We start from the raw sequence: 22805 nt of genomic DNA, 5'->3' as shown, positions 1-22805 counted from the left end.
TGGGGAATCCCACCGTTTTAACCTACGCTCGATTTAAATCAGGAAGCTCTCAAGCGATTTCCCTTGCGCGACGGCTAAAGCGATCGGCTTCGGCATACGTCCCTGCCCGGTCCAGGTTTTTTCTGCGCCGGTATGGTCGGTATAACGATATTTAGCGGGACGCGGCTTACGCTTTTTACTGCTCTTCGCCGGGGCCATTTCATGCAGCACTAATTCATCAGGTGAAATACCATCAGCAACCATTAATTCCAGCCAGGTATTAATTTTCTCCTGATATTCTGCCTGCTGCTGTTGCGTCTTCTGCTGCTCAGCGCGTTTTTCTTCAGTGACGATCCTGAGCTTTTCCAGCATCTCTTCAAGCACGTCAGTGGAGAATTCACGCGCCATAGCACGCAGTGAGCGAATATTATTCAGTTTTTGTAACATAAAAGACATAAAGATCAAAAATCCCAAATCGAAAAAATAAAACAAGAATTACCTGTTCAGTTTAATAGATATGTATATTTATTTCCAGCCTTAGCTTATTCAAATAAATATGTACAGGATTACACCTATGAACGCGCTGAAATTTATTGGCGGGTAATAGCGAAATAGAACATAAATACAGCCTAGCGCAGATGAATAATGCATAGTGCGACATGATAATATTCATAATGTTATATTTATAGCCACTTCAGTGAGTTATAAAATCATCGCCCGCCGTGGGGAATGCCAATAGCTTTGCGACAATGAATTTAAATTCACATAATCAGAATAAAACCCATTATTTACATACAGCAGCAAATGCTGATAAAAAGGCATCCATCCAGTAAATAACGCCAATAGTGACCAGTATCACATTACGTAATCAGGCGCCCGCCTTATCAACCTCCCTTCCCCTGTCATGCTTACTCGTCACCTTACAAAACAAAATCATATCTATTTGATATTAAACAACATAATCAAAAAAAGGAACAAAAGTAGCGCAAGCTGAGCAAAACGCCAGTTCACAGAGTGTTTTATCGACAAAAAGGCGATAAATAAAAATTTATAGCTAGTTGTCACTTACTACACAGAGATATACTCTACACGCATCAAAACAGGCAGCCCAAAACCGCTACACCATGCGCACTTTTCGGCGTTATTGACTTCATTTTTCGAGGAGCATACCGATGTTCTCTGCTCAATCCCGCTTGCGTCATGCGGTAGCAGACACCTTTGCAATGGTGGTCTACTGCACCGTTGTCAATATGATGATCGAAATTTTCCTCTCCGGAATGACCTTTGAGCAGTCGTTATCTTCACGCCTGGTCGCGATCCCGGTCAACATTATTATTGCGGTGCCTTATGGCTTCTATCGCGACTTCGCCATGCGCCAGGCGCGCCGAATCAGCACCTCGGGATGGATGAAAAACATTGCTGACGTCGTCGCATATGTGACTTTCCAGTCACCGGTGTATGTATTGATTCTGCTGTCGGTAGGCGCAGACTGGCATCAAATTGCCGCCGCGGTCAGTTCAAACATTCTGGTATCAATGATGATGGGCGCAGTGTACGGCTACTTTCTCGACTTCTGCCGTCGCCTGTTCCGCGTCAGCCCTTATCAGCAAGCTAAAGCCTGATCCTTGTCATTCAGCGACTGGCCGCTGCCAGTCGCCCGCTTTCACCCAACCCGCATTTGACTATTTAGCCGTGAGACATCTGCGGCTGAGCTTCGCCAAACAGCCCATTCAGAAAACGCTCAAGCGCCATCCGCGAACTAAAACCGTGGGGAATGCCGTAATGCTGCTGCGCATCCCCCGCCAAATAGAGCGGAAACTGTTCATAATGGTCGCAAGTTTTAATCTCGCTGGCAGGTTCAGCCAGTGAATTACTGCGCTCTTTGAGCGCCGGATGAATAACTAAAGCGGTACGCCCCATGCGCGCTTCGCGGTTCACATAAACATAATTATCGCCACGGCGATATCCATACGCTTTTTGCGTCACAACATCCATGGTGAAGCCGGCTTTTTCAAGAACACGCGCCACCTCATCGGGTCTTAAATACATACTGATTCCTCGTTATCTTTTACCGCACATTTACCTTACCTTATTCACGAATAGCAGCGCTTTCAGAAAATTCCATAAACTCCCGCAAAAGCATAATGCAAAATCATGTCCTACACTTAATAACTCGAATGGAACAAAGGGAGAAACCAATGGCTAACCGTGTGAACCGCAACGACATTGATGAAAGCGCCGAGGATATTCATAACGAAGTCAGCCAATTAGCGGATACGCTGGAAGAAGTGCTGAAATCATGGGGCAGCGATGCGAAAGATGAAGCTGAGAATGCGCGCAAAAAAGCGCAGTCGCTGCTGAAAGAGACGCGTGCCCGCCTGAACGGCAATACCCGCCTGCGCCAGGCGGCCTATGATACCGTTGAACGCGCCCGGGATGCCGCTGGCTGCGCCGACAGCTACGTGCGCGATAAACCCTGGCAGAGCGTTGGCGCGGCCGCCGCCGTTGGGGTATTTATTGGCGTTTTGCTTAATTTGCGTCGATAATAGTGTTGATAGACTACATGTGAAGATAACAAATACGCGTCTGACCCTGCGTCCCAATGGTACGCAGGGTTTTTTGTTATTCCCCGCTGGCCAGCGCTTGCTTTAATTCGCCTACCACTTCACGCGCCATCACCGCCGACGTTATATTCGTAAAACTCATCAATAGCCCGCCCTCACCGCGGCTAAGCATGCGCCAATCGCTCAACGCCTGCACCGCCAGCCCGGCTCGTTGGCAGCGCCAAGCCTGCTCGCGATCGTCTCCCTTCACCGCCATCACCAGTTGGATCCCGCCGGACTGCGGTACTACCTGAAAACCCTGCGCCTGCAGCGCCGACTCCAGCCACTGCCTGCGCAACGCGTAGCTGGCGCGCATTTTTTTCAGATGGCGCCAGAAATGCCCCTCATTGATGAAGTCCGCTAACGTTTGCTGCCATAAGGTCGGTACATTACAGTGGCTCAATTCAGCCTGACGGCGAAACCGCGCCGCCAACGGCAGAGGTACCACCAGCCACGCGACGCGCAGCGCGGGAAACATCGATTTACTAAATGACCCGGCGTACAGTACCCGCTGTGGCGCATCGAGGCTTTTCAGCGGCGGTAGCGGTTTCCCCTGATAGCGAAATTCACTGTCGTAATCATCTTCAATAATCCAGCTATCGCGCTGCGCCGCCCACTGCAGTACCTGGCGGCGCCTCTCCAGCGATAGGGCCACGCCGAGCGGGCTTTGATGCGCTGGAGTCAACAGCGCAAAGCGCGCCTGCGGAGAGTGTGCCTGCGCCCAGTCGATATCCATTCCCTGTTGGTCAATCGGTACCGGATCGATATTGACCCCCGCCGCGCTAACCACCGGCCGAATGAACGGATATCCCGGATCCTCCATCCACATATGCTGCCCCGGTTGCGCGAGGGTACGCAAAATTAGCGCCATTGAGGCCGCATAGTTGCCGCTAATCACAACCTGCTCCGGCTGGCACTCGATGCTGCGCGACAGACGTAAATAGTCGACAATCGCCTGACGGAGAACCGGTTCGCCGCAGGGATCGCCGGGCGTGAGGTCGAAGCGCGATTGCGTCCGTAGCCGCCGCCCCATCACCCGCGCCCACACCCCGCGCGGGAAAAGATCCAGTGCCGGTAGCCCCATTTGAAAAGGCTGCGGCGCGGAGGATCCCTGGCCTGCCGTCGGGCGCTGAGCCGTGACCTGCCGCGGGCTTAGGCGCTCGCTGACAAAGGTACCCGCCTGGCCGCGGCGCTCCAGCCAGCCCTGGGCCACCAGCTCGCCCCAGGCATTTTCAATCGTCGCCCGCGACACGCCAAGCTCCTGCGCATAAACCCGGCTCGCGGGCAGGCGGCTTCCCGGGGCCAGCTCGCCATTCTCAATCGCTGATTTCAGCTGTCGGGCGATACGCTGGTAGTGCGGCACTTTTTTGGCTTCCATCATGGTCTGCTTTTTTCATCACAATATGGCTATCTTATGCAGTCCATTATAGTGCTATTTTGCCCGGGTCTTAGAGAGGAGAACTGCAAGATGACCACATTACGTCAGCCGTACAGCGAACTGAGCCCGGAAATCTATAAGGGGTTGGTTCAGGCCAGCATAGCGCTGGAAAAAAGCGAATTGGGCAGCACGATGGTGGAGCTGGTCTATTTGCGGGTGTCGCAAATTAACGGCTGCGCTTTTTGCCTTGAGATGCATAGCAAAGCGTTACGCAAAGCCGGCGTTGCCCAGGACAAGCTGGATGCGCTGGCAGGCTGGCGCGTAAGCGCCCACTTCAGCGCCGCGGAACGCGCGGCCCTGGCATGGGCGGAATCGGTTACTGATATCGCAGCCAGCCACGCTGAAGATGAGGTGTACCTGCCTTTAGAAGAGCATTTTACCCCCCGCCAGATTAGCGATTTAACCTTCGCCATCAGCCTGATGAACGCCTTCAACCGACTTGCGGTCGCGATGCGGATGTAATTTTCGGGTATCGACTTCCCTCCCCCGCCAGGCTAGTCGGTGGGGGATAACTTATCGAAAAACTCTATATATTGCGTGGTTGAAGTTTTAAATAACTACATCTAGTATTTCCTGAACAGTAAGCCCATAACGTTCGGCACGATGTTTTACGCCGTCTTGTTATCTTAAATGGAAATACGAATCATGCGCATTATTATTTACACTCGAAATGACTGCGTGCAATGCCATGCCACCAAACGCGCGATGGAGAGCCGCGGTTTCGCCTTCGATATGGTCAACATCGACCAACACCCTGAAGCCATCGACATGCTGCGCAAGCAGGGATTCCAGCAATTACCGGTGGTGATGGCCGGGGAAACCCGCTGGTCCGGCTTCCGCCCGGATATGATTAATCGCCTGCGTCCCGCCGCGGCTACGGCCAGCCTATGAGCCTCATCGTCTACTTCTCCAGCAGCTCGGAAAATACGCATCGCTTTGTGCAGCGTCTGGCGCTGCCTGCCGTGCGCATCCCGCTCAACGAGCGTGAGCGAATTCAGGTAGACGAACCCTATATTCTCATCGTCCCCAGCTACGGCGGCGGCGGGACGGCAGGCGCCGTGCCGCGCCAGGCGATCCGCTTTTTAAACGACCCGCATAATCGCCGGCTGATTCGCGGCGTGATCGCCGCCGGTAACCGTAACTTCGGCGAGGCCTATGGCCGGGCGGGAGAGGTCATCGCGCAGAAATGCGGCGTGCCGTATCTGTATCGTTTTGAGCTGATGGGTACCCAGCAAGATGTCGACAACGTGCGTAAAGGAGTAAGCGAATTTTGGCAACGACAACCGCAGAACGTGTAACCGCCGGGGCGTCTGATTTCCACGCCCTCAATGCGATGCTGAATTTATACGACAGCAACGGCCGTATTCCCCTGGAAAAGGACCAACAGGCGGTCGAAGCATTTATCCATAATCACGTGCGTCCCAACAGCGTACCGTTCGCCGGGCTGGAGGAGAAACTGCAATGGCTGAGCGACGAAGGTTATTACGATCCGGCAGTGCTGGCCCGCTATGAGCGACGTTTCGTGCTGGCCCTCTTCGCCCACGCGCATCAACACGGTTTTCGCTTCCGTACTTTCCTCGGCGCGTGGAAGTTCTACACCAGCTATGCCTTACGCACTTTCGACGGCAAACGCTACCTGGAGCATTTCGCCGACCGCGCCTGCATGGTGGCGCTAACCCTGGCCCAGGGTGATGAAACCCTGGCGCGACAGCTGGCCGATGAGATCCTCGCCGGGCGCTTTCAGCCAGCGACGCCGACCTTCCTCAACGCCGGTAAACAGCAGCGCGGCGAGCTGGTCTCCTGCTTCCTGCTGCGTATCGAAGATAATATGGAGTCGATCGGTCGGGCGGTGAACTCCGCCCTGCAGCTGTCAAAACGCGGCGGCGGCGTGGCGTTCCTGCTCTCCAACCTGCGCGAAGCGGGCGCGCCGATTAAACGTATCGAAAACCAATCCTCCGGGGTGGTACCGGTGATGAAAATGCTGGAAGACGCCTTCTCATACGCCAACCAGCTGGGAGCGCGTCAGGGAGCCGGCGCGGTTTACCTTCACGCCCATCACCCCGATATTTTGCGCTTCCTCGATACCAAGCGGGAAAACGCGGATGAGAAGATCCGCATTAAAACCCTGTCGCTGGGGGTAGTCATTCCGGATATCACCTTCCAGCTGGCGAAAGAAGACGCGCAGATGGCGCTGTTCTCGCCCTATGACGTTGAGCGACTGTACGGCAAAGCCTTTGGCGATATCGCCGTCAGCGAGATGTATGCGCAACTGGTGGCCGACGACCGCGTTCGTAAACGCTGGATCCGCGCCCGCGATCTGTTCCAGCGGCTGGCGGAAATTCAGTTTGAATCCGGCTATCCGTACATCATGTTCGAGGATACGGTGAACCGCGCCAATCCGATCGCCGGGCGCATTAATATGAGCAACCTCTGCTCGGAGATCCTGCAGGTCAATAGCGCCTCCACCTTTGACGAAAATCTCGATTACGCCACCGTTGGCGAGGACATTTCCTGCAATCTCGGCTCGCTGAATATCGCCCACGCTATGGATTCGCCGGACTTCGCCCGCACCGTCGAAGTAGCGGTTCGCGGCCTGACGGCGGTCTCCGATATGAGCGATATCCGCTCGGTGCCATCGGTGGCGGCGGGTAATGCCGCATCGCACGCCATCGGCCTTGGCCAGATGAACTTGCACGGCTATCTGGCCCGCGAGGGGATCGCCTACGGCAGCCCGGAGGGGCTGGACTTCACTAATCTCTATTTCTACACCGTCACCTGGCACGCCCTGCGCACCTCTATGGCAATGGCGCGCGAGCGTGGCGTGCGTTTTGCCGGGTTTGAGCAGTCGCGTTACGCCAGCGGCGACTATTTCCAGCAGTATTTGCAGGGTGACTGGCAGCCGAAAACCGCCACGGTGCGCGAACTGTTCGCCCGTGCGGGGATTACCCTGCCCGATCGTGAGATGTGGCGCCAGCTACGCGACGACGTGATGCGCTACGGCATTTATAACCGCAATTTGCAGGCGATCCCGCCGACCGGTTCGATCTCTTACATCAATCATGCCACCTCCAGCATTCATCCGATTGTGGCGAAAATCGAGATCCGTAAAGAAGGTAAAACCGGCCGCGTGTACTATCCGGCGCCGTTTATGACTAACGACAATCTGGCGCTGTATCAGGATGCCTGGGAAATTGGCCCGCAAAAAATTATCGATACCTATGCTGAAGCCACGCGACATGTCGATCAAGGGCTGTCGCTGACGCTGTTCTTCCCGGATACCGCCACCACGCGCGATATCAACAAAGCGCAAATTTACGCGTGGAAGAAAGGTATCAAGACGCTGTATTACATTCGCCTGCGCCAGCTGGCGCTGGAAGGTACCGAAATCGAAGGCTGCGTGTCCTGCGCGCTGTAAGGAGAACAGGATGACCCATTTATCGCGCATCAGCGCCATTAACTGGAATAAAATCGAGGATGATAAAGACCTCGAAGTGTGGAACCGGCTGACCAGTAATTTCTGGTTGCCGGAGAAAGTGCCGCTGTCCAACGACATTCCGCACTGGCAGACCCTGACGGCTCAGGAGCAGCAGTTGACCATCCGCGTCTTTACCGGGCTGACGCTGCTCGACACCATCCAGAATACCGTCGGCGCCCCGGCGTTGATGACCGACGCTCTCACTCCACATGAAGAGGCGGTGCTGTCGAACATTAGCTTTATGGAGGCGGTGCATGCCCGCTCCTATAGTTCGATATTCTCGACCCTGTGCCAGAGCAAAGATGTCGATGCCGCCTACGCCTGGAGCGAGGAGAACGCTCCGCTACAGCGCAAAGCGCAGTTGATGCTCAATTACTACCAGGCCGATGAACCGCTGAAGAAAAAAATCGCCAGCGTGTTCCTAGAATCTTTCCTCTTCTATTCGGGGTTCTGGTTGCCGATGCATTTTTCCAGCCGCGGCAAGCTGACCAATACCGCCGATTTAATTCGCCTGATTATTCGCGACGAAGCGGTGCACGGTTACTATATTGGCTATAAATATCAAAAAGGGCTGGAAATCGTCAGCGCCGCGAAGCGTGAGGAGTTGAAAAATTTCGCCTTTGATCTGCTGATGGATCTATACGATAACGAACTGGCTTATACCCGCGAACTGTATGCCGACAGCCCGTGGCTTGACGACGTCAACGCGTTCCTCTGTTACAACGCCAATAAAGCATTGATGAACCTTGGCTATGAGGCGCTATTCCCGGCGGAAATGGCCGCCGTGAACCCGGCAATTCTTGCGGCGCTGTCGCCAAACGCCGATGAAAACCACGACTTTTTCTCCGGTTCCGGTTCTTCTTACGTCATGGGTAAAACTGAAGCGACCGCCGACGACGATTGGGACTTTTAATCTCGCGATCGCTGGGGAATATATCGATACATTCTCCAGTGATCTATTTCACATTATTTCCTATTATCACACAAATAACCCTCTGGCCATTTTCGTGTCATATTTCCTTCATTTACACCAATTTTCCCATTCATTATTCATGCATAATCAAAAAATATCACCAGCCGTATATGATGGCTCAGCCCTTATATCACGGGCAATTCAGCCAGAGATCCCTATTCAGATTTTGGCTAGCTATTCACATCGAGGGTTGTCACAGAATCTCAGTATGTTAGGGTGTAAAAAGGTAATAATCTTCACCAGGTACGATATCGATATAATTAAAGACAGGAAATCATTTATTGCATGGCAATTAAATTAGAAATCAAGAATCTCTATAAGATATTTGGCGAGCACCCGCAACGCGCGTTCAAATATATTGAAAAAGGACTTACCAAAGAGCAAATACTGGAAAAAACGGGGCTATCGCTTGGCGTTAAAGACGCCAGTCTGGCCATTGAAGAAGGCGAGATATTCGTCATCATGGGACTTTCCGGTTCAGGAAAATCCACCATGGTTCGCCTTCTCAATCGCCTGATTGAACCCACCCGCGGACAGGTGCTGATTGACGGCGTCGATATCGCCAAAATCTCAGATGCCGAGCTTCGCGAGGTGCGCAGGAAAAAGATTGCGATGGTTTTCCAGTCATTCGCCCTGATGCCGCATATGAACGTGTTGAATAACACCGCGTTCGGTATGGAACTGGCCGGCGTTTCCGCCGAAGAGCGCCAGCAGAAAGCGCTGGATGCGCTACGTCAGGTGGGGCTGGAGAATTACGCCCACGCCTATCCCGACGAACTTTCCGGCGGGATGCGCCAGCGCGTCGGCTTAGCCCGCGCATTAGCGATCAACCCCGATATTCTGCTCATGGATGAGGCCTTCTCAGCGCTTGATCCGTTAATTCGTACTGAAATGCAGGATGAGCTCACCAAATTACAGGCAAAGCATCAACGTACCATTGTCTTTATTTCCCACGACCTTGATGAAGCTATGCGTATTGGCGATCGTATTGCCATTATGCAAAATGGCGAAGTGGTGCAAATTGGCACCCCTGACGAAATTCTGAATAACCCGGCGAATGATTACGTTCGTACTTTCTTCCGCGGCGTCGATATTAGCCAGGTATTTAGCGCTAAAGATATTGCCCGCCGTAGCCCGGTTGGCCTGATTCGTAAAACTCCCGGTTTCGGCCCGCGTTCGGCGCTGAAATTATTGCAGGATGAAGACCGTGAATATGGCTACGTCATTGAACGCGGTAATAAGTTTGTCGGCATTGTCTCCATCGACTCTCTGAAAAGCGCGCTGAGCGAAAATCAGGGGCTCGATGCGGCGTTAATTGACTCCCCGCAGGCGGTGGAGGCACAAACGCCGCTCAGCGACCTGCTCTCCCACGTTGGCCAGGCGCCGTGCGCCGTCCCGGTGGTGGATGAAGGACACCAGTATCTCGGCATTATTTCAAAACGCATGCTGCTACAGGCTTTAGATCGCGAGGGGGCAAACAATGGCTGATCAATCAAACCCATGGGATACCGCAGCGCCAGCGGATAACGCGGCGCAGTCCGCCGACGCCTGGGGCAACCCAACACCCGCGCCCGCTGACGGCGGCGGCGCCGACTGGCTTAATAGCGCGCCTGCGCCGCAGCCAGAACATTTTAATATTATGGATCCGTTCCATAAAACGCTGATCCCGCTTGATAGTTGGGTCACCCACGCCATCGACTGGATCGTGCTGCACTTCCGTCCGCTGTTCCAGGGGATCCGCGTGCCGGTGGATTATATTCTCAGCGCTTTCCAGCAGCTGTTGCTGGGGATGCCGGCGCCGGTGGCGATTATTCTCTTCGCCCTGATCGCCTGGCAGATCTCCAGCGTCGGCATGGGTATCGCCACTCTGGTCTCGCTGGTAGCCATCGGCGCTATCGGCGCATGGTCGCAGGCGATGGTCACTCTGGCGCTGGTGCTGACCGCGCTGCTGTTCTGCATGATAATCGGCCTGCCGCTGGGGATCTGGCTGGCGCGTAGCCCGCGAGCGGCGAAAATCATCCGCCCGTTACTTGACGCGATGCAGACCACACCGGCGTTCGTCTACCTGGTACCGATCGTCATGCTGTTCGGTATCGGCAACGTTCCGGGCGTGGTGGTGACCATTATCTTCGCCCTGCCGCCAATTGTCCGCCTGACCATCCTCGGGATTAACCAGGTACCGGCAGACCTCATTGAAGCTTCACGCTCCTTCGGCGCCAGCCCGCGCCAGCTGCTGTTTAAAGTCCAGCTGCCGCTGGCGATGCCGACCATCATGGCCGGCGTCAACCAGACGCTGATGCTGGCCCTGTCGATGGTCGTTATTGCCTCGATGATCGCCGTCGGCGGCCTCGGTCAAATGGTGCTGCGCGGTATTGGCCGCCTGGATATGGGGCTGGCGAGCGTCGGCGGGGTCGGGATCGTTATCCTCGCGATTATCCTCGACCGCCTGACCCAAGCCGTCGGCCGTGATTCCCGCAGCCGCGGTAATCGCCGCTGGTACGCCACCGGACCTCTGGGGCTGATTACCCGCCCTTTCTGTAAATAAGAGAAGGAATAACGATGCGACATACTACACTCCTTGCCACAGCGTTTACCGCCCTCGTCACGACCAGCACGTTTGCTGCCGAGCTGCCGGGTAAAGGCATCACCGTGAAACCGGCGCAGAGCACCATTTCGGAAGAAACCTTCCAGACGCTGCTGGTCAGCCGCGCGCTGGAGAAACTGGGCTATACCGTCGAAAAGCCGAGCGAAGTCGACTATAACGTCGCCTACACCTCCATCGCCTCTGGCGATGCCACCTTTATCGCCACCAACTGGCAACCGCTACACGATGATATGTACGCGGCGGCGGGCGGCGATAAAAAATTCTACCGTGAAGGAACCTTCGTTACCGGCGCGGCACAGGGCTACCTGATCGATAAGAAAACCGCCGAGCAGTACCATATTAAGTCCATCGACCAGTTGAAAGATCCGAAGATCGCCAAACTGTTCGATACCAACGGCGATGGCAAAGCCGACCTCACCGGTTGTACCCCAGGCTGGGGCTGCGAGGCGGTCATCAACCATCAGATTGATGCCTACGGGCTGAACAATAAAGTGGTCCATAACCAGGGCAACTACGCGGCGATGATGGCCGATACCATCGCCCGTTATAAAGAAGGCAAACCGATTCTTTATTATACCTGGACGCCGTACTGGGTCAGCGACGTGCTGAAACCGGGTAAAGATGTGGTCTGGCTGCAGGTGCCGTTCTCCTCCCTACCGGGAGAACAGAAAGATATCGACACCAAGCTGCCGAACGGCGTCAACTATGGCTTCCCGGTGAACACCATGCACATCGTCGCCAACAAAGCCTGGGCCGAGAAGAACCCGGCGGCGGCGAAGCTGTTTAGCCTGATGAAGCTGCCGATTGCCGATATCAACGCCGAAAACGCGATGATGCATGCGGGTCATGCTTCAGAAGCCGACATCAACGGCCACGTTGATGGTTGGATTAAAGCCCACCAGCAGTTGTTCGACGGCTGGGTGAAAGAAGCGCTGGCGGCGCAGAAGTAATTTCTTCCCTCTCCCCACGGCGGTTTGCCGTCGTGGGGCTGCCCTTTCCCCCATAGCAGCACGAAACGAATATGCCTAAAAAAGCGGATATTCTGATTTCCCATTTTCGCGATTGTGAAGCCATCACGCCGTCTGCTAAGGTGAGCAAATCTTTCCAGGCGTAATTTTCACCAGCGTTATCAATAAGTCACCGATATGGAAACGCCTGCTCCCCGACGTCAGCGCCATTGGCTACCAACACGGGTAGGTTGCGCCGCGTTCAGGTTGAGCTTACAGGCGACGAACAGCATTATTATCCCTACGCAACTCAGCGCTTTAGCCTATGGTTTGGCATGGAAAATCGGCGACTCGCCGGAGATTTTAAGTATTAATAGTGACCAATAATTCATTTGCTTTATTTGTCACAATAGTTATTATATCGGCTGTAATTAATGAGGTTATACCCAAATGGATAGTTCGTTTACTCCCATTGAGCAGATGCTCAAATTCCGCGCCAGCCGCCATGAAGATTTCCCTTTCCAGGAGATTCTCCTCACCCGTCTCTGTATGCACATGCAGGGTAAGCTGCTGGAAAACCGTAACAAAATGCTGAAAGCGCAAGGGATTAACGAGACATTATTTATGGCGCTGATAACGCTTGAGTCTCAGGAAAATCACAGCATTCAACCTTCCGAGCTGAGCTGCGCGCTGGGTTCGTCACGCACTAATGCCACCCGCATCGCCGACGAACTGGAAAAACGCGGCTGGATCGAACGTCGTGAAAGCGACAACGATCGTCGCTGCCTGCACCTGCAGCTGACCGACAAAGGTCATCAATTCTTGCGCGAGGTATTACCTCCGCAGCACAACTGTCTACATCAGCTGTGGTCTTCTTTAAGCACCGCGGAAAAAGACCAGCTGGAGCACATCACCCGTAAACTGCTTGGCCGCCTCGACCAAATGGAAGAAGACGGCGCGCTGGCGGGATCCCTGCGCTAAGCACGGAGCCGCACAATATTTTGAGTTGCAAGGAACACGGTCAGGCCAGCAGATCTTCTGCTGGCCTTTCTGGTAAACAGGTCGGCTCAGCCGATGTGAAATAATAAGAATGTAAAATTGTGGAGAATCAGATGAGCGAAAATGCGGCGAGCCAAACTCCGCAGCAATCAGGCAGCAAGAAAGGGAAACGCAAAGGCGCCCTTCTGCTCCTGACCTTGCTCTTTGTTATTGTGGCCGTAGCCTACGGCATTTATTGGTTTTTAGTCCTGCGTCATTATGAAGAGACCGATGACGCTTATGTGGCAGGGAACCAGGTACAGATCATGGCGCAGGTTTCCGGCAGCGTGACTAAGGTCTGGGCCGACAACACCGACTTTGTGCAACAAGGCGATCCACTGGTCACCCTCGACCAGACCGACGCCCAGCAGGCGTTTGAAAAAGCCAAAACCCAGCTGGCGGCTAGCGTGCGCCAGACTCGCCAGCAGATGATCAACAGCAAGCAGCTGCAGGCGAATATTGACGTCAAAAAAACCGCCCTCGCCCAGGCGCAGGCAGACCTTAATCGTCGTATCCCGCTGGGCGCCGCGAACCTGATTGGCCGCGAAGAGCTGCAGCACGCACGTGACACCGTCGCCAGCGCGCAGGCCGAACTCGACGTCGCCATTCAACAGTACAACGCCAATCAGGCAATCGTACTGGGCACCAAACTGGAACAGCAGCCGGCGGTGCTGCAGGCGGCGACCGAAGTCCGCAACGCCTGGCTGGCGCTGCAGCGTACGCAAATCGTCAGCCCGATTAGCGGCTACGTTTCTCGCCGCTCGGTGCAGCCTGGCGCGCAGATCGGTACCACTACCCCGCTGATGGCGGTGGTTCCAGCCACCAACCTGTGGGTTGACGCCAACTTTAAAGAGACCCAGCTCGCCCATATGCGTATCGGCCAGCCGGCGACCATCATCAGCGATATCTATGGCGATGACGTGAAGTACACCGGTAAAGTGGTCGGCCTGGATATGGGTACCGGCAGCGCCTTCTCCCTGCTGCCGGCGCAAAACGCCACCGGTAACTGGATCAAAGTCGTCCAGCGTCTGCCGGTTCGTATCGAAATAGATGCTAAACAGCTGGCGCAACATCCGCTGCGCATCGGCCTGTCGACGCTGGTTGAAGTAGACACCAGCAATCGCGAAGGCGAGATGCTGGCAAGCCAGGTACGTAGCTCGCCGGTCTATGAAAGTAATGCCCGTGAAATCGGCCTTGAGCCGGTGAATAAACTGATCGACGGTATCATCCAGGCCAACGCCGGATAATTCGGGGTGAGCGTAATGCAACAGCAAAAACCGCTCGAAGGCGCGCAACTGGTCATCATGACCATTGCGCTGTCGCTGGCGACTTTCATGCAGGTGCTGGACTCCACTATCGCCAACGTGGCTATTCCGACCATTGCCGGTAACCTTGGCTCGTCGCTGAGTCAGGGAACCTGGGTCATCACCTCGTTTGGGGTGGCGAACGCTATCTCCATCCCGATTACCGGCTGGCTGGCTAAGCGCGTCGGCGAAGTGAAACTCTTCGTCTGGTCGACGGTGGCATTCGCCATCGCCTCCTGGGCCTGCGGGGTGTCGAACAGCCTGACGATGCTGATTTTCTTCCGCGTGATTCAGGGGATCGTCGCCGGTCCGCTGATCCCGCTATCGCAGAGTCTGCTGCTCAGCAACTACCCGCCAGCGAAACGCTCAATCGCGCTGGCGCTGTGGTCGATGACGGTCATCGTCGCGCCGATTTGCGGCCCGATTCTCGGCGGCTATATCAGCGATAACTACCACTGGGGCTGGATCTTCTTCATCAACGTGCCGATTGGCGTGGCGGTGGTTCTCATGACGCTGCAGACCCTGCGCGGCCGTGAAACCCGCACCGAGCAGCGGCGTATCGACGGCGTCGGGCTGGCGTTGCTGATTATCGGGATCGGTAGCCTGCAGGTGATGCTCGACCGCGGTAAAGAGCTCGACTGGTTCGCTTCCAACGAGATTATCATCCTGACCATCGTGGCGGTGGTGGCGATAAGTTTCCTCATCGTCTGGGAGCTGACCGACGATAACCCGATAGTCGACCTGTCGCTGTTTAAGTCGCGTAACTTTACCATCGGCTGTTTGTGTATCAGCCTGGCCTATATGCTCTACTTCGGCGCCATTGTATTGCTGCCGCAGCTTCTGCAGGAGGTATACGGCTACACCGCCACCTGGGCCGGTTTGGCTTCGGCGCCGGTCGGAGTGATCCCGGTCATTCTGTCGCCGATTATCGGCCGCTTTGCTCATAAGCTCGATATGCGGCGGCTGGTGACCTTCAGCTTTATTATGTATGCGGTGTGCTTCTACTGGCGCGCGTGGACCTTTGAACCGGGAATGGACTTCGGCGCATCGGCCTGGCCGCAGTTTATCCAGGGTTTTGCGGTGGCCTGTTTCTTCATGCCGCTGACCACCATCACTCTCTCTGGCCTCCCGCCGGAGCGGCTGGCGGCGGCGTCGAGCTTGTCGAACTTTACCCGAACCCTTGCCGGCTCCATCGGTACCTCAATTACCACCACCATGTGGACCAACCGCGAGGCGTTGCACCATGCGCAGCTCACCGAGTCGGTGACGCCATTCAACCCCAACGCCCAACAGATGTACGATCAACTACAGGGTATGGGAATGACCCAGCAGCAGGCTTCCGGCTGGATTGCCCAGCAGATAACCAACCAGGGGTTGATTATCTCCGCCAACGAAATCTTCTGGGTTTCGGCGGGGATCTTTATCCTTCTGCTAGGCCTGGTGTGGTTCGCCAGGCCGCCGTTCAGCGCCGGCGGCGGTGGCGGGGGCGCACACTAAGTATTAACAAAAGGGATCTGCGGGTCCCTTTTTTATTGCCGGACCTTGTCCATTTCGCGCTAGCTTCTGTCCATTTCGCTAAAGCCGCCGATGGGTTATGTCATGCAGGATAAAGCTCCGACTACAGGAGAACACCATGCTGACCAATCCTTGCGAAAAATACAGCCCTTATCCGCCTATCGCCCTGCCCGATCGCCGCTGGCCCGAGCGGCAAATCACTACCGCGCCGCGCTGGCTTTCCACCGATTTGCGCGACGGCAACCAGGCGCTGGCCGAACCAATGGATGCCGCGCGTAAGCTGCAGTTCTGGGATCTGTTGCTGGAGTGCGGTTTTAAAGAAATAGAGATCGCCTTCCCCTCCGCCTCGCAAACCGATTTCAACTTTGTGCGCCAGCTGATTGAGGAGCAACGCATTCCTGAAGATGTCACCATTCAAGTATTGACTCAGGCGCGGGAAGAACTCATAGCACGAACCTTTGAAGCGCTGCGCGGCGCCCGGCAGGCGACCATCCATCTCTACAATGCCACCGCGCCGCTGTTTCGCGAGCTGGTTTTCGGCATGGAAAAGGCCGAAGTGATCGAGCTCGCCACCCGCGCCACCCGGCTTATTCGTCAGCATTGCGAACAGCAGCCGGACACCCGTTGGCAATATGAATATTCACCGGAAACCTTCTGTTTTACCGAGCCGGAATTCGCCCTTGAAATCTGCGAAGCGGTGGCGGAAATCTGGCAGCCCTGTGGCGAACGGCCAATGATTATTAATCTCCCGGCAACGGTCGAAGTCAACACGCCGAACGTCTACGCCGATCGGATTGAATATTTTTGCCGCCACTTCTCGCGCCGCCAGGATGTGTGTATCAGCGTGCATCCGCATAACGATCGCGGTACCGGCGTTGCCAGCGCCGAACTGGCGGTAATGGCCGGCGCCGATCGCGTTGAAGGCTGTCTGTTCGGCAATGGCGAGCGTACCGGCAACGTCTGTCTGGTCACGCTGGCGATGAATCTCTATAGCCAGGGCGTGGATCCGCAGTTGCGCTTTACGCAGATGAATCGGGTGGTAGAGATCGTCGAGAACTGCAACCAGCTCCCGGTACATCCGCGTCATCCATGGGCAGGCAGTCTGGCCTACACCGCCTTTTCGGGTTCACATCAGGATGCCATTAAAAAAGGGTTTGATGCCCGTAAACCGGGAGATCGCTGGCAAATGCCGTATTTACCTATCGATCCACAGGATATCGGTTGCAGCTATGAAGCGGTGATCCGCGTTAACAGCCAGTCAGGTAAAAGCGGCAGCGCATGGCTGATTGAGCAGAACCATGGTCTTAAGCTGCCGCGGGCGTTGCAGCAGGACTTCAGCCAGTACGTTCAGCAAGAAACGGATAGCCATGGTAAAGAAATGACCCATAACGCATTATGGCAGCTGTTTCGCAGCCGTTACGGCCTGCTGGCGCAGCCGACGCTGGCGTTACTCGACTATCAGAGCGACGGCCAGCAGGATGGCGAACTGACGTTACAGGCTGCGCTGCGGATGAATGGCGAAACCCGCCGCTTGAACGGACGTGGTAACGGTTTGTTATCCGCCGCCGCCAACGGCCTGAGCGCGCTGTTAAAACGTCATTTCGTTATCAAGGACTACCACGAGCATACCCTCGGGGCGCGCAGCGACAGCCGCTCCGTTGCCTATATTCGCTGCGTCTTTGCCAATGGCGAAAGTCGATGGGGCGTCGGCATTGATAATGACGTTGCCCGCGCGTCGTTACAGGCGTTGTGTAATGCCGTTCACGCCAGGGATTAATCCAACGGGCGAAAATAGTCGCTGGGCGCGGTCCCCATTACCCGGCGGAACATGGCGCTAAAAGCGCTGTGACTGCCGTAACCCAGATCCAGCGCTACCCGTAGTACCGACTGCCCCTGCGCCAGGCGAACCAGCGCCTCCATCAGCTTCGCCCGGCGCACCCATTCGCTCCACGTCAGGCTGGTCTGCTGTTGAAAATGGCGGTTCAGCGTACGCTCGCTCATTCCGCCTGCTTGCGCCGCCTCACGGCTGCCCCATGGTTCACCGGGCGCTTCGCGCACCCGCTGGCATAACCGACGCAGGCTATCGCTATGCGGTTCCGGCAAACCGAAAGGTAATACCGACATCCCGCGAATTTCATCCAGCATCAGCTCATAGATACGTTCATCGCGGGTGCCGGGGAAATAGCGCTCTTCCAGCGCCAGCGACGCGACGATAAGCTCACGCAGCAGCGGTGAGATCTGCACGATCTGGCAGGTAGAGGGCAGATCGGCACGGGCCAGCGGATCGATAAATAGCGTCCGTGCGGCCACATTGCCGGTTATGCGCAACGCGTGCGGCGTATGTGCCGGTAGCCAGACGCCGCGCCCCGGCGGCACGACCCAGAATCCGACCGGCGTTTCCACCCGAACCACGCCGCTGAGAATATGCAATAACTGAGCGCAGTCGTGGCAATGCATTGGTTCGCTATCGCCGTGGGCGTAATCATGGGCAAATGGCACCAGAGCGCGGTGCTGGAAGGAAAAGGAGAGCGTTGTCGACATGATAAGCGGAGAGCGGCCCGACGCGATGGCCGGGCCGACACAAGCGCACTAGATGTGCAGTTCTTGCAGTTTTTCTTTCGGCAGCGCCAGTTCATCGTTGCTGTTGATGCGAACATCACGCTCAATGATGTGGCGGGCGATATCCTGCGCTTCCTCCAGCGAGTGCATGGTGTAGGTTCCGCACTGGTAGACATTCAGCTCAGGGATCTGATTCTGATCTTTGACTTTCAGCACGTCAGCCATCGCCGCTTTCCAGGCATCGGCCACGCGTTGCTCTTCCGGCGTACCAATCAGGCTCATGTAGAAACCGGTACGGCAGCCCATCGGAGAAATGTCGATAATTTCCACGCCATTACCGTTCAGGTGATCGCGCATGAAACCAGCAAACAGGTGCTCCAGTGTATGAATACCGCGCTCCGGCATCACTTCCTGGTTCGGTACGCAGAATCGCAGATCGAAAACGGTGATTTGATCGCCGTGCGGCGTGTTCATTTTCTTCGCGACGCGCACCGCAGGCGCTTCCATTCGGGTATGGTCGACTGTGAAACTATCTAACAACGGCATTCTTCACCTCCGATAGTGATTTTTTTTAAAATAAAATGAACTCTTCGTTCAACAGCGAGTCTGAGTATATGAAAGACGCGCATTTATTATCATCATCATCCCTGAATCAGAGATGAAAGTTTGGCCACAGTGATGTGGCCTTTTTCTTTTGTAGCGCTTTTTACTACGCGTGTCGTGCTAAAAGTGCCTCGAACGGCTCGCTATCTTCCGCTTCCACTTTCTTCTGTCGCGCGACCGACGCATCACGTTCGGCGATAAAATCTTCTTCGCTTAAAATTTCCAGCGGTTCATTGCGCAGCATCGTACGATACTCATCAGCCAGCTTACGCCCGGTACCGCCAATCCCTTCTTCAATCATAGAACGCAGAATGCGCGCTGAGAACGTTAATTCCGGATCGTCAAAGCACGCCAGCAGCTCATCGCACACTTGTTGATAGGCCTCGCCGCCGTGGATGCTGTCCAGCGTTTGCGCCACGCGACGTAAATCACGGAACAGATCTTTACCCACCTGCGCCAGCGGGAACTGCGCGCTTTCACAGCCAATCCCCAACGTCAGGCCCGGTTTACGGCCCTCAAGAATCACCCGGTTCCAGTTAGTGCGGGTACACAGCAGTTCGCTGCTGCTCATCTCCGGCGCATCGGCCAGCACGCACCAGACCATAAACAGATCGAGGAAGCGCACCTGCTGCTCATCCACGCCGATCGGCGAGAACGGGTTGATATCCAGCGAACGCACTTCGATGTACTCGATGCCGCCGCGCAGCAGCGCATCGGACGGCGTTTCACCGCTACGGGTCACGCGTTTCGGGCGAATCGGCGCGTACAGCTCGTTTTCAATCTGCAGAATATTGCTGTTGATCTGCAGATGTTTGCCGTCTTTCTCAAGACCGATTTTAGCGTACTCTTCCGATGGCGTTTTAATCGCCCGCTTCAATCCTGCCACATACTCGTGCAGATCGTTAAACGTAATTCCGAGATTGCTTTGCGACTTATTGGTATAACCGAGGTCGCTAAGACGCAGAGAAGTGGCGTATGGCAGGTAATACATGCCGTTTCCGGCCTTCTCAAACGGCAGAGTCGTCGGTTTACCCTGCAGGAACGAGGAGCAAATCGCTGGCGACGCGCCGAACAGGTACGGGATCACCCAACCGAAACGGTAGTAGTTACGAATTGAACGGAAATAACCGGCGGAAATCGCCTCTTTGCCGCTTTCGGCATCTTCCACGCCGCACTTGGCCTGCCAGAACGCCATCGGCAGCGAAAAGTTATAGTGCACGCCAGAAATGGTTTGCATCAGTGCGCCGTAGCGGTTTTTCAGCCCTTCGCGATACAACGTTTTCAGCCGGCCAACGTTAGAGGTGCCGTATTGCGCCAGTTCAATATCCTGACCCGGCGCGATATAGCACGGCATGCTCAGCGGCCACATCCGCTCGTCGCCGAGCTGGCGGGCGGTGAAGCGATGCACATCGCGCAGGAAAGTCAGCATATGATCGACATCGCCATCCACTGGAGTAATAAACTCCAACAGGGCTTCGGCAAAATCAGTAGTAATCCATTTATGGGTCAGCGCCGAACCTAAAGCTAAAGGATGGCCGGTCGTGGCCAGCGTGCCGTCGGCGTTAACGCGCAGCGTTTCACGCTCAAGCCCACGTTTAATGCCTTGCAGCGCCTGCGGATTTTTTTCCAGCCAGGCCAGCGCCTGTGATACATCCGGGATCAATTTGACCTCCCGCCTGTCGAAATCGTTTGAATTAGCATAATTGTAATGGTTGAACAATCAGTCCAATTAGTGCCACCACGTCATGCCCTGAAGGGTTGCCGCCGCTATGACGATATAACGCAACGCCTTACCAAGGCATAAAAAAAAGAGCACTGGTCCCCAGGAAATGCGCATCCATCCCGCTAGTAAACACAGCAAATCGCCTATAACAGGCGCCCAGCTCAATAATAATGTCACCGCGCCATAGCGTTTAAGCCAGCCGGTTGCCCTCTCCTGCCAGCGCGATTGCTTGCGCAGCGGAAACAGGCGCCCCAGAATAACGTTAGTTACCCCTCCAAGGCTATTGCCGATTGTTGCTATTAATACCAGCATCCACGGTTGACTTGCCCCCGTAAGAAGCATAGCAACCAGCACCACTTCTGAGTTACCGGGCAGTAAAGTGGCGCTTAAAAAGCTGCTGGCAAAAAGCGACAGGAGCGACAGCGCGTCGCTCACAATAGACGCACATCCACAGCATCCATACCCGCGCGCTTCGCCGCCTCCAGACCGAAGTCGGCATCCTCGAAGACCACGCAGGTTTCCGGTGCGACGCCCATGCGCTCCGCGCACAGCAGGAAGGTATCGGGCGCAGGCTTATGCTGCGCCACGTGATCGGCAGCCACCACCGCGGAGAAGTAGTGGCGCAGGCCAAGATGCGCCAGCAGCGCTTCGGCAACAGCGCTTTCGCTACCGGTACCGACCGACATCGGGCGACGGCCATGCCACTCTTTTACCAGCTCTATCAGCGGTAACGGGCGTACGCTATCCAGCAGCATCGCTTTGACGGCGACGGTCTTTTCCTGCGCCAGACGATGCGGATCTAAATCAGCCTGATTCAGCTCGATAATCGCCTGGGCAATACGCCAGGTTGGAGAACCGTTGAGCGCGACCACGGCCTGCTCATCAAAACGCATACCGTAACGGCCCAGTACTTCACGCCATGCCTTACGATGCGTCGGCTCGGTATCGAGGATGGTGCCATCCATATCGAAAATCAGTCCTGCGTAACGTTGGTACATCGTGTTCTCACAAACCGGATAAGGAAACGTTACTGTATCGCAAAAGGCGGGTTTTGTCGCGGGGGAGCCAGAGACAGCAAAGGCGCCTGCAGGCGCCTTAATCAACTCGGGATAGCGAAAACGGTATTATTTTATTCGCAGGTCGTTCTCAACCACGCGCACGCCCTGCACGCGACGGGTGACCTCTACCGCCCGTTTAGCGCTCTCAGCCGACGATACGAAACCGCTCAGCTGTACGCGGCCTTTAAAGGTCTGCACGCTAATTTCTGAGGATTTGATATCTTTTTCGTTAAACAGCGCGCTTTTTACCTTGGTAGTTACCACGGTATCGTCAATATAACCGCCGGTGCTTTCTTTGGTGGACGATCCGGCACAGCCTGCCAGAGATACGGCGACCAGAAGCGTTGCGCAAAAGGCAGGTATTGCTTTGAACCATTTCATTGATTTCTCTCCTTGCATTCATCACACCCGGTTCAGGTAGATCTACAGGGATAAATTATAGTGGAAAGAGCGACTTGCCAATAAGAAATGTGTTGATTATCGAGGAGATAAAATGCGTCGTACTGATGGGATGAAAATTGGAGAGTTTTATTGAAGAGAAGATGGTGCATCCGGGAAGATTACTCGGCTACGCCTCGCCCTACGGGCCGTTGCTGACGCAACGTTATCCTTCCTGGTACTCGCGATAATTTCGCATACCATGCAACAATCGAGATTGCTGTTACTGAGGAGAATATGGTGCATCCGGGAGGATTCGAACCTCCGACCGCTCGGTTCGTAGCCGAGTACTCTATCCAGCTGAGCTACGGATGCATCGGAAAAGCTAGTTTACTACAGAATTAATCCGAATCAGGTATGAAGGTGCATCCGGGAGGATTACTCGGCTGCGCCTCGCCCTTCGGGCCGTTGCTTACGCAACGTTATCCTCCCTGGTGCTTGCGATAATTTCGCAGACCATACAACAACGTCGTCGCTGTTATTAAGGAGAATATGGTGCATCCGGGAGGATTCGAACCTCCGACCGCTCGGTTCGTAGCCGAGTACT

23 protein-coding genes and 1 tRNA gene are annotated in these 22805 nt (G+C 55.2%); 14 read left to right on the top strand and 10 right to left on the bottom strand.

From position 1 onward, the window contains the following. Nucleotides 1–33: 33 nt before the first annotated feature. Nucleotides 34–435: a DNA-binding protein StpA gene (gene stpA, locus ABLV07_RS23125; protein WP_032706443.1), complete on the bottom strand. Its 402-nt coding sequence runs from the start codon at nt 433–435 to the stop codon at nt 34–36. 716 nt (nt 436–1151) lie between these two features. Between stpA and alaE the strand changes: the two genes are divergently transcribed. Further along, entirely contained in the window at nt 1152–1601 is a 450-nt protein-coding gene (gene alaE, locus ABLV07_RS23120) for an L-alanine exporter AlaE (RefSeq protein ID WP_015370082.1), read from the top strand. A 64-nt stretch (nt 1602–1665) separates the two neighbouring features. On the opposite strand, the gene ABLV07_RS23115 is transcribed toward alaE, so the two are convergent. Continuing rightward, nucleotides 1666–2028 (bottom strand): DUF2002 family protein, encoded by a 363-nt coding sequence (locus ABLV07_RS23115; RefSeq protein WP_015370081.1) that lies wholly within the window; start codon nt 2026–2028, stop codon nt 1666–1668. Nucleotides 2029–2177: 149 nt separating this feature from the next. Between ABLV07_RS23115 and ABLV07_RS23110 the strand changes: the two genes are divergently transcribed. Then, nucleotides 2178–2525 carry a DUF883 family protein gene (locus ABLV07_RS23110; protein WP_015370080.1) on the top strand — a complete coding sequence of 116 codons (348 nt, stop codon included), beginning with the start codon at nt 2178–2180 and terminating at the stop codon, nt 2523–2525. A 76-nt stretch (nt 2526–2601) separates the two neighbouring features. On the opposite strand, the gene ABLV07_RS23105 is transcribed toward ABLV07_RS23110, so the two are convergent. Continuing rightward, nucleotides 2602–3960 carry a PLP-dependent aminotransferase family protein gene (locus ABLV07_RS23105; protein WP_348853668.1) on the bottom strand — a complete coding sequence of 453 codons (1359 nt, stop codon included), beginning with the start codon at nt 3958–3960 and terminating at the stop codon, nt 2602–2604. Between the two features lie 90 nt (nt 3961–4050). Here ABLV07_RS23105 and ABLV07_RS23100 point away from each other — a divergent pair, with 90 nt between their 5' ends. The 12 genes from ABLV07_RS23100 to leuA all read left to right on the top strand — a co-directional run bounded on the left by ABLV07_RS23100 (nt 4051) and on the right by leuA (nt 17654). After that, nucleotides 4051–4482 carry a carboxymuconolactone decarboxylase family protein gene (locus tag ABLV07_RS23100; protein WP_015703232.1) on the top strand — a complete coding sequence of 144 codons (432 nt, stop codon included), beginning with the start codon at nt 4051–4053 and terminating at the stop codon, nt 4480–4482. Nucleotides 4483–4665: 183 nt separating this feature from the next. Further along, nucleotides 4666–4911, top strand: a complete 246-nt coding sequence (gene nrdH, locus ABLV07_RS23095; RefSeq protein ID WP_348853665.1) for a glutaredoxin-like protein NrdH — start codon at nt 4666–4668, stop codon at nt 4909–4911. Beyond that, complete coding sequence (gene nrdI, locus ABLV07_RS23090) at nt 4908–5318, top strand: class Ib ribonucleoside-diphosphate reductase assembly flavoprotein NrdI (RefSeq protein ID WP_015370076.1); 411 nt, start codon at nt 4908–4910, stop codon at nt 5316–5318. Before nrdH ends, nrdI begins: the two co-directional genes overlap by 4 nt. Then, a complete protein-coding gene (nrdE, locus tag ABLV07_RS23085) occupies nt 5291–7435 on the top strand; it encodes a class 1b ribonucleoside-diphosphate reductase subunit alpha (protein WP_015370075.1) in 2145 nt (714 codons plus the stop codon). Before nrdI ends, nrdE begins: the two co-directional genes overlap by 28 nt. 10 nt (nt 7436–7445) lie before the next feature. After that, the gene (gene nrdF / locus ABLV07_RS23080; RefSeq protein WP_015370074.1) at nt 7446–8408 is read left to right on the top strand and encodes a class 1b ribonucleoside-diphosphate reductase subunit beta; all 963 of its coding nucleotides are present in this window, start codon (nt 7446–7448) and stop codon (nt 8406–8408) included. 345 nt (nt 8409–8753) lie between these two features. Next, complete coding sequence (gene proV / locus ABLV07_RS23075; protein WP_015370073.1) at nt 8754–9956, top strand: glycine betaine/L-proline ABC transporter ATP-binding protein ProV; 1203 nt, start codon at nt 8754–8756, stop codon at nt 9954–9956. Beyond that, nucleotides 9949–11013, top strand: coding sequence for a glycine betaine/L-proline ABC transporter permease ProW (gene proW / locus ABLV07_RS23070; protein ID WP_045395210.1), 1065 nt, complete (start codon nt 9949–9951; stop codon nt 11011–11013). Before proV ends, proW begins: the two co-directional genes overlap by 8 nt. A gap of 14 nt (nt 11014–11027) precedes the next feature. Further along, nucleotides 11028–12023: a glycine betaine/L-proline ABC transporter substrate-binding protein ProX gene (gene proX, locus ABLV07_RS23065; RefSeq protein ID WP_348853666.1), complete on the top strand. Its 996-nt coding sequence runs from the start codon at nt 11028–11030 to the stop codon at nt 12021–12023. 447 nt (nt 12024–12470) lie between these two features. Next, on the top strand, nt 12471–13001 hold the full coding sequence (mprA, locus tag ABLV07_RS23060) for a transcriptional repressor MprA (protein WP_015370069.1): 531 nt from the start codon (nt 12471–12473) through the stop codon (nt 12999–13001). A gap of 131 nt (nt 13002–13132) precedes the next feature. Beyond that, nucleotides 13133–14305, top strand: coding sequence for a multidrug efflux MFS transporter periplasmic adaptor subunit EmrA (gene emrA, locus ABLV07_RS23055; protein ID WP_032715675.1), 1173 nt, complete (start codon nt 13133–13135; stop codon nt 14303–14305). A gap of 15 nt (nt 14306–14320) precedes the next feature. After that, the gene (gene emrB / locus ABLV07_RS23050) at nt 14321–15859 is read left to right on the top strand and encodes a multidrug efflux MFS transporter permease subunit EmrB (RefSeq protein ID WP_020078123.1); all 1539 of its coding nucleotides are present in this window, start codon (nt 14321–14323) and stop codon (nt 15857–15859) included. 136 nt (nt 15860–15995) lie between these two features. After that, nucleotides 15996–17654 (top strand): 2-isopropylmalate synthase, encoded by a 1659-nt coding sequence (gene leuA, locus ABLV07_RS23045; RefSeq protein ID WP_045361400.1) that lies wholly within the window; start codon nt 15996–15998, stop codon nt 17652–17654. Here the strand turns inward: leuA and ABLV07_RS23040 are convergent. From ABLV07_RS23040 to ABLV07_RS23010, 7 genes are all read right to left on the bottom strand, one after another. Beyond that, complete coding sequence (locus ABLV07_RS23040; RefSeq protein ID WP_015370065.1) at nt 17651–18418, bottom strand: helix-turn-helix transcriptional regulator; 768 nt, start codon at nt 18416–18418, stop codon at nt 17651–17653. The two genes, leuA and ABLV07_RS23040, sit on opposite strands and share 4 nt — an antisense overlap. 48 nt (nt 18419–18466) lie before the next feature. Beyond that, nucleotides 18467–18982 (bottom strand): S-ribosylhomocysteine lyase, encoded by a 516-nt coding sequence (gene luxS, locus ABLV07_RS23035; protein ID WP_015370064.1) that lies wholly within the window; start codon nt 18980–18982, stop codon nt 18467–18469. A gap of 163 nt (nt 18983–19145) precedes the next feature. After that, a complete protein-coding gene (gshA, locus tag ABLV07_RS23030; RefSeq protein WP_032712382.1) occupies nt 19146–20702 on the bottom strand; it encodes a glutamate--cysteine ligase in 1557 nt (518 codons plus the stop codon). A 66-nt stretch (nt 20703–20768) separates the two neighbouring features. Then, nucleotides 20769–21197, bottom strand: coding sequence for a YqaA family protein (locus ABLV07_RS23025; RefSeq protein ID WP_015370062.1), 429 nt, complete (start codon nt 21195–21197; stop codon nt 20769–20771). Beyond that, on the bottom strand, nt 21194–21760 hold the full coding sequence (yqaB, locus tag ABLV07_RS23020) for a fructose-1-phosphate/6-phosphogluconate phosphatase (protein WP_348853667.1): 567 nt from the start codon (nt 21758–21760) through the stop codon (nt 21194–21196). The genes ABLV07_RS23025 and yqaB overlap by 4 nt, the downstream gene beginning before the upstream one ends. Before the next feature lie 126 nt (nt 21761–21886). After that, nucleotides 21887–22201: a BON domain-containing protein gene (locus ABLV07_RS23015; protein ID WP_015370060.1), complete on the bottom strand. Its 315-nt coding sequence runs from the start codon at nt 22199–22201 to the stop codon at nt 21887–21889. Between the two features lie 295 nt (nt 22202–22496). Next, nucleotides 22497–22573, bottom strand: a tRNA-Arg gene (locus ABLV07_RS23010). Nucleotides 22574–22805 lie beyond the last annotated feature (232 nt).

Origin of the sequence: Klebsiella sp. CN_Kp097, from assembly GCF_040064495.1 — a bacterium.
GTDB classification, from domain to species: domain Bacteria; phylum Pseudomonadota; class Gammaproteobacteria; order Enterobacterales; family Enterobacteriaceae; genus Klebsiella; species Klebsiella aerogenes.
The sequence above is the reverse complement of the archived record's forward strand: the minus strand, read 5'-3'. Positions and strand labels throughout refer to the sequence as shown.